The organism is Gardnerella sialicivorans subsp. sialicivorans (assembly GCF_056746795.1).
In genome coordinates this window covers 249931-257225 of sequence record NZ_JBWPXA010000004.1, presented here as the reverse complement: position 1 = coordinate 257225, position 7295 = coordinate 249931, and the positions used below count along the sequence as shown (strand labels likewise).

Genomic DNA, 7295 nt, shown 5'->3' with positions numbered 1-7295 from the left:
GAGTCTGATCCTTCTTAGGATCCGCAGGAGTCTGATCCTTCTTAGGATCCGCAGGAGTCTGATCCTTCTTAGGATCCGCAGGAGTCTGATCCTTCTTAGGATCCTGAGCACCAGCAGCAAAAGCTGGGGTTGCCATTGCGAAGCCGGCAAGCAAAGTTGCGCCAGCAGCGAAAGCGGCGATAGCCTTCTTATTCATCATTTTATTTTCCTTTCTTCTTCTCCTATGCGTTAGGGGCGCATAGAAAAATTTGCTCCACAATCCAAAACGGATTGCAGCACACAGCCAAACTAGGTGCGGCCATGTTTGCTATTAACATACCCCCCCCCGTTTGAAAAAGTCAAGCACCAGCCACACATGCTAAACCGAAAAAAAATGATGATATACACAAACTAATCCACAATAAAGGCCACATTGCCGTAAAATTTGTGGATAAACAACACTTAAACCGTAAAAATACGCATTTCAAGGTTTTTGAAGAATTTTCCCAGGTTTTTTTAAGGAAAGACTTTCCGCGCGTGTCGCGAAACAAATAATGGGAAAAGAATCAGGAATATCGTTAGCGCGGTCTAAGCGCGCTATTCCTCGCGGCTATTAGTAGCCGCTCGGCTGATTTGGCACATAAAGTCCACTGGACTTTATGTTTAAGCCAAATCACGCTTTGAAGGAGCTTGAAATACGTTATGCAATTTCAAGCTCAGTCAAAGCGCGCAGCAGAAGCAGTGCTTCTGTTTTGAGCGGCTCAGCGAATCGAAGTACATTCGTGCGCATTATGCAGCTCGAAATCGTCGATTCGCGGGTGTGCCGCGAAACAGTCGCACTACATGATTATGCAGATTTCACTAAGCGATGTAGAGATTCGAGATTTTTCGCAGCGGACGAAGCGTATCGTTAGCGCGGTCTAAGCGCGAAGGCAGGTCGGAGTATAAAAAAGGGCTTCTAGCTAATCGCTAGAAGCCCTGATTGCGGATGAAGCGAGATTTGAACTCGCGGAGGGTGTAGCCCTCACACGCTTTCGAGGCGTGCTCCTTAGACCGCTCGGACATTCATCCTTTGCGCAACTCGCAAATGCGTAAAGTGCAAATGCAAAAAGAAACGCAACTTTTCGATTATAAGCCAACCCTAGAATATATAAGCGCATGGCGCGTTGACACTCACCCAAGTTCCTCAATCGTTCGCTTAGCGCGAATCGCGTTTGCGCGCGCGCCAAGCTCCTCGTCTTTAGGGTATTCAACATATTCCAAAGTCAAACCGTTAGCTGCAATCGGACCTGTAGAGCCTTCTCGAATCGGATTTTCAATCTTATTTTTGAACCAATCAACAGAACGCTTACCGCATCCAACTTGCACGCACGCTCCAACAAGAGAACGAACCATATTATGCGCAAATGCGTCTGCAACAATAGTGAACTCAAGCAAACCGTTCTCAATGCAAGGAATTTTTCCAGTTGATTTAGCGCCATAAGACGCACCAGCAGACACACCATGATCCGCACCAGCACACGCACAAACGCGATTCCAAACAGCCTTTTTAACGCACCTAATCGTAGTTCCACCAGGATTCGGCCGCGCAAAAGACCCAAAATCATGCAAACCAACAATCATAGCTGCTGCCTGATTCATTGCGTCAACGTTTAAGTCGTAGTCAAGTTGCAACACAAAACCACGCATTCGCGGATCCAAATTTGCGCGATTTGCCGCATCACTAATCCGATACACGTATGTGCGATCCAGCGCAGAAAAACGCGCGTCAAAACCGCTTGGCGCAATACTTACGCTGTGAATTGAAATGTCTTTAGGCAAAACACCGCAAAGCCTATATTCCAATGCTTTTACAGGCGTAAGATTTGTGTGACCAACGCAATTTTGCAAAACAGATTCCGAAACATCTAAATGACAAACTTGGTAAGATGCGTGAACGCCCGTATCTGTGCGGCCAGCAACGCTAAGCCGTAAAGGTTCGCTAGCATCGCTTTTATTCACGCGCAAAACCTTGTGCAATGCGTCTTCTAAAACACCTTGAACAGTGCGCAAAGTAGGCTGCTTTGCCCAACCATAAAAATCGCCGCCATCATACGCTAAATCCAAACGAAGACGCATTCAAAACCTTTCCAAACAGACTTTCTAAACAAACTTTCTAAATAGACTTTATGCTAGTTTTTCTTATCCGAAGGCACACTAGCGAGCGCAAAAGCACTCATAACGCTACGAATCAACTCATATGTCTTTGAATCCATACGCATTGCAATCTTCAATAATTTAGGAACAACTTCCGACCAATGCGCAGACATCTCGTCGAAAGTCGAGTACCCTAAACTACTAAAAATGCTGTAAACACTATCAATTCTGCGTTTACGCTCCTCAAATGGCAAATTCATCATCCATTCGTTTGCAGCTTTAGAAACAGCAAGCGCGCGTGGAGTTACGCAATTACAATAGTCAAAATCTCCATCTTTAACTTGCCAATACATGCCAAAATGTTGCATTAAGCCAATCGAATCCGCAGCCGTAACTTTATACGGCACGCCCGTATCCATAATCAACCCAATAAAAGCGGATTGCGGCACAACTTTTTCGATTCTGGAAACAACGCGAGAAAAAACCTTTGGATCAACAACATCCGATCCAAAACTAGGACCGTCCATTGAATAGATTTTACTAATGTGGTTTCCAAGGCTTCTATCTTGCGCGTCTAATCGCATTGCCGCATACGCAGCCATATTTCCGCCTTTTGAATGGCCCACAACAAATATTTTAGGATTATCACTTAAATCGCAATCACTGCTATCTTCTAGATTTCTCTTATCTAAATCACTATTTTTATTATCGCTATTATCTAAATCACTATTCTTATTATTGTTCTTTTTATTAAACAAATTCGCAAAATAATCAGTAATATTACTAAAAATCTTTTGGATTCCGCCACTTTTACAAGAATCTTTACACACGCGTCTAGATATTGAAAGCAAATACTCCGCCGCCGACTCCTGCGCTGGAATCGGGCACTGGAATGCCATATTAAAGTCTTCTTTCCAACCAACAAGCGTGTTGTCGGTTCCCCTAAAAGCTACAACAAAGCAGCTAGATCCAACGCAATCTGTTAAATCAAAAGTAACAGCTGCAAATTGCTGCTCGCGCGAATCATCAATATTTGACTCGTCAAAACGCTCAAGCACCTCACCAACGCGCATGCCCCTATAACGCGGGCTATACGCAACAGCCAAAAGCAGATTCTTGCGAAACTCATCTACCTTAGTAGAACCAGAACTAAACATTGTCGAAAAATCCTCGCCGCGAAGCAATTCACTTAAAGGAACGGTTTCTATTCCATAAGCATCGTCATTATACTTTGGAATAGAAGAAGGCATGCAAACATACGCCAATTCGCATAAAATAAGCGAATCTACAGCGTTGAATTTTCGCTCTTCAAAGTTAGTAAAATCGTTATTCAGTAAATCGAGAATATTTGACATAGTTCAATAATAATCGATACCAGATATAGAAAAGATATGTAAGATATAAAAAACGGGCTGGAGATATCTCCAACCCGTCTAATAAACCTTTATACTTGCGATTAATCGCAAAAGATTTACTTACCGATGCATCAAGATGCTAATCTCAACTACTCAGCTGCTTCTTCTTTAGCAGCAACCTTAGTAGCAGACTCAGCTTCCTTAACAACAGCCTTCTTTGGGCTTACTGGCTCAACAACAAGCTCGATAATAGCCTGTGGAGCAGTATCACCACGACGAGGGGCCATCTTAACGATGCGAGTATAGCCACCTTCACGCTGCTTCATTTGCTCAGCAATCTGAGTGAAAAGCATGTGAACAACGGACTTATTGCGAATTACGCGCAACACGCGGCGGCGCGAATGCAAATCGCCACGCTTAGCGAATGTTACCAAACGCTCAGCAAGTGGACGAAGACGCTTTGCCTTTGGCAAAGTAGTCACAATACGACCGTGCTGGAAGAGGCTAGTAGCCATATTGGCCAGCATCAGGCGCTCATGCGCTGGGCTAGAAGCCAGACGAGGCCCTTGTTTCGGTGTAGGCATTATTACTCCTTATTGCCGCAGAATTCAGGTGGGCAAAAACCCGAACATCCGAAAACCGCGACGATTGCGGTGGTTGTTTACTCGTCTTCTGGCGAGAAGAACGTGCCACCTTCGAGATTATTGGCGTCAAAGCCAAGCGGCGAGGCCTTAAGAGACAATCCCATAGATTGCAACTTCTCTTTAACCTCATCGATGGATTTCATGCCGAAATTACGAATATCGAGCAAATCCTGCTCAGTGTGAACTACCAGCTCACCAACTGTGTGGATTCCTTCGCGCTTCAAGCAGTTGTAGCTGCGCTGCGTAAGGTTCAAATCCTCAATTGGAGTGGCCATTTGGGAATCAGCTTCCGCCATGACTGGAGCTGGACCAACTTCAACACCTTCAGCATCGACGTTAAGCTCACGGCAAAGACCGAAAAGCTCAACCAAAGTCGAACCTGCAGACGCAACCGCGTCGCGTGGTGTAATAGCTGGCTTAGTTTCCACATCCAGGATGAGCTTATCGAAGTCCGTGCGCTGTTCCACGCGTGTAGCTTCGACCTTATAGCTCACCTTCAAAACTGGCGAGTAGATCGAATCCACTGGAATGCGACCGATTTCGCTGTTTTCCTGCTTATTCATTTGAGCAGGCACGTAGCCACGACCACGCTCCACAGTGAACTCAATTTCGAGCTCGCCATCTTCAGCAAGTGTAGCGATATGCATCTGTGGGTTAGCAATAGTGACGCCAGCAGGAGGAGTAATATCTCCAGCTGTTGCTTCACCCTTGCCGCTCTTGCGCAAATACATCACTACTGGCTCGTCATACTCACTTGTAAGTACGATGCCCTTGATGTTCAGCAGGATTTCAGTGACATCCTCTTCAACACCTGGCAGAGTCGTGAACTCGTGTAAAGCACCAGAGATGCGAACCGAAGTAACGGCCGCACCTGGAATGGAGCTCAACAAGGTACGACGCAGCGAATTGCCGAGCGTGTATCCGAAACCTGGTTCCAACGGCTCAATAGTAAAGCGAGAACGCTGGGGATTCAGTGATTCCTCGGTAAGTGTTGGACGCTGTGCGATAAGCACTTTTGTATCCTTTCAGCTTCTGGTCGGTGGTGCACTCGCCGCCCATAAGCGGGTTGGATGGATGGATTCGTAAGAGTGCTCAGACGCGGCGACGCTTTGGTGGGCGAACGCCGTTATGCGCTTGTGGGGTGACGTCGGTAATAGAACCAACTTCAAGACCCGCGGACTGAAGGGAACGGATAGCGGTTTCGCGACCGGAACCTGGACCCTTAACAAACACGTCGACCTTTTTAAGGCCATGTTCCATTGCCTTACGAGCGGCAGACTCAGCGGCCATACCTGCAGCGTAAGGAGTCGACTTACGGGAACCCTTAAAGCCGACATCGCCACCAGAAGCCCAAGAAAGGACTGCGCCCGATGGATCGGTGATGGAAATAATCGTGTTATTGAATGTTGATTTAATATGCGCCTGCCCAACCGGTACCGACTTGCGGTCCCGGCGACGCGGCTTGCGCGAGGCTTGCTTTGCAGCTGCCATTGACCCTCGTTTCCTATGACGAATTAGTTGGTATGTCTAGGCGATGAGAATTAACTCGTGGCCTAGAGCCGACCACCGACTATCGGGTGGCCTTCTTCTTCCCGGCGACAGTACGCTTTGGACCCTTACGAGTACGAGCATTAGTCTTAGTACGCTGACCACGCACAGGAAGACCCTTGCGATGACGCTGGCCTTGATAGCAGTTGATCTGAATCTTACGACGGATGTCGGCGTCGATCTCACGACGCAAATCGCCTTCAATCTTGTAGTTGGCTTCAAGATAATCACGCAAAGTGATTAACTGTTCATCCGTAAGATCCTTGACGCGGGTATCCGGATTAACACCGGTCGCGGCAAGCGTTTCCTTAGCGCGAGTGCGGCCTACACCAAAAATATAGGTGAGGGCAATCTCAATGCGCTTCTCATTGGGAATATCTACTCCGGCAAGACGTGCCATTGTAATTCCTTTACTATTACGCAGGTCGTGCACCAAGTCTCCCGCAATAATATTTATTATTTGCGGCCTGGGCCTGCGCACCCAGGGTTCAGCTTAAGCTGCGACTTAGCGCCTTATTCCTTTATATTCGCGGTGGAGATCCACTCAGCCCTGACGCTGCTTATGACGTGGGTTGATGCAAATCACCATGACGCGACCGTGACGGCGGATCACGCGGCAGTTTTCGCAGATCCTCTTCACGCTAGGGCTGACCTTCATGGTTTTCCTTTGCTTGTACCTTTACTTATAACGGTACGTAATACGTCCGCGGTTCAAATCGTAAGGACTCATCTCCAGCACAACACGATCTTGCGGAAGAATGCGAATGTAATTCTTGCGCATTTTTCCCGAAATCGTAGCCAGTACAATGTGCTCGTTCTCAAGCTGAACGCGAAACATCGCGTTAGGTAGTGCTTCTACTACCGTGCCTTCGACTTCAATCACACCGTCTTTTGCCATGAGCCTCGTTCCGTTCCTTGGATATACTACTTTGCGCATCCGAAGACACGCCAATCTTCTATGATACAGTAAATGCGCCCAATACAACACTCGGCGTGTCGCAAGGGCGCATTACAAATATGAGAAAATCTAAATCTTAAATAAATCTTAAATAAATCTCATACCAAGGATTCAACTATGCGATTGTTGATTTCGGCAATATCTCCAACGCCATCAACTTCAACAAGTTGACCGCGGCTTTCGTAAATATCCAACAAAGGAGCTGTTTCCTTCTCGTAAGTTTCCAAACGCTTAGCAATAACTTCTGGAGTATCGTCGGAACGACCCTGCTCTACAGCACGCTTTTGCATGCGCTCAAGCAAAACCTCACGCTCCGCCTCTAAAGCAACAACGTGATCGAGCGGAGTACCAAGCTCTTCCAACATGCGATCAAGAGCCTGAACTTGAGAAGCGTTACGAGGGTAGCCATCTAGAATCCAGCCATTCTTGGCATCATCTTGAGCAAGACGATCTTTAACAATGCTGTTAGTCAACTCATCTGGAACAAGCTCTCCCTTATCGAGATAACCTTGAACCTTCTTGCCAAGCTCCGTCTTATTCTTTAAGTTGTAACGGAAAATATCGCCAGTAGAAATAGCAGGAATATTGTAATGCTCTGCAAGCAAAGCGGCCTGAGTACCTTTACCTACTCCTTGCGGACCCATAATTAACAATCGCATATTAATCTCCTAGTTT

9 protein-coding genes, 1 tRNA gene and 1 pseudogene are annotated in these 7295 nt (G+C 46.7%); all 11 read right to left on the bottom strand.

Annotated elements, in window-relative coordinates; translation table 11 throughout:
* Positions 1-199 (bottom strand): annotated as a pseudogene (locus AC1EKB_RS04625) (hypothetical protein); the annotation flags it as partial.
* Positions 200-964: 765 nt separating this feature from the next.
* A tRNA-Ser gene (locus tag AC1EKB_RS04620) sits at positions 965-1050 on the bottom strand.
* A gap of 102 nt (positions 1051-1152) precedes the next feature.
* Complete coding sequence (gene truA / locus AC1EKB_RS04615; RefSeq protein ID WP_415694566.1) at positions 1153-2097, bottom strand: tRNA pseudouridine(38-40) synthase TruA; 945 nt, start codon at positions 2095-2097, stop codon at positions 1153-1155.
* 53 nt (positions 2098-2150) lie between these two features.
* On the bottom strand, positions 2151-3470 hold the full coding sequence (locus tag AC1EKB_RS04610; RefSeq protein WP_415694565.1) for an Mbeg1-like protein: 1320 nt from the start codon (positions 3468-3470) through the stop codon (positions 2151-2153).
* Positions 3471-3619: 149 nt separating this feature from the next.
* On the bottom strand, positions 3620-4054 hold the full coding sequence (gene rplQ / locus AC1EKB_RS04605; RefSeq protein WP_004131707.1) for a 50S ribosomal protein L17: 435 nt from the start codon (positions 4052-4054) through the stop codon (positions 3620-3622).
* A gap of 77 nt (positions 4055-4131) precedes the next feature.
* Positions 4132-5127: a DNA-directed RNA polymerase subunit alpha gene (locus AC1EKB_RS04600; protein ID WP_415694563.1), complete on the bottom strand. Its 996-nt coding sequence runs from the start codon at positions 5125-5127 to the stop codon at positions 4132-4134.
* A 79-nt stretch (positions 5128-5206) separates the two neighbouring features.
* Positions 5207-5605, bottom strand: a complete 399-nt coding sequence (rpsK, locus tag AC1EKB_RS04595; RefSeq protein WP_004105468.1) for a 30S ribosomal protein S11 — start codon at positions 5603-5605, stop codon at positions 5207-5209.
* A 79-nt stretch (positions 5606-5684) separates the two neighbouring features.
* Positions 5685-6062 (bottom strand): 30S ribosomal protein S13, encoded by a 378-nt coding sequence (rpsM, locus tag AC1EKB_RS04590; protein ID WP_004105472.1) that lies wholly within the window; start codon positions 6060-6062, stop codon positions 5685-5687.
* A gap of 144 nt (positions 6063-6206) precedes the next feature.
* Complete coding sequence (gene rpmJ, locus AC1EKB_RS04585; protein WP_003842636.1) at positions 6207-6320, bottom strand: 50S ribosomal protein L36; 114 nt, start codon at positions 6318-6320, stop codon at positions 6207-6209.
* Positions 6321-6341: 21 nt separating this feature from the next.
* Complete coding sequence (infA, locus tag AC1EKB_RS04580; RefSeq protein ID WP_004105485.1) at positions 6342-6560, bottom strand: translation initiation factor IF-1; 219 nt, start codon at positions 6558-6560, stop codon at positions 6342-6344.
* 158 nt (positions 6561-6718) lie between these two features.
* Positions 6719-7279, bottom strand: coding sequence for an adenylate kinase (locus AC1EKB_RS04575; protein WP_004131705.1), 561 nt, complete (start codon positions 7277-7279; stop codon positions 6719-6721).
* Positions 7280-7295 lie beyond the last annotated feature (16 nt).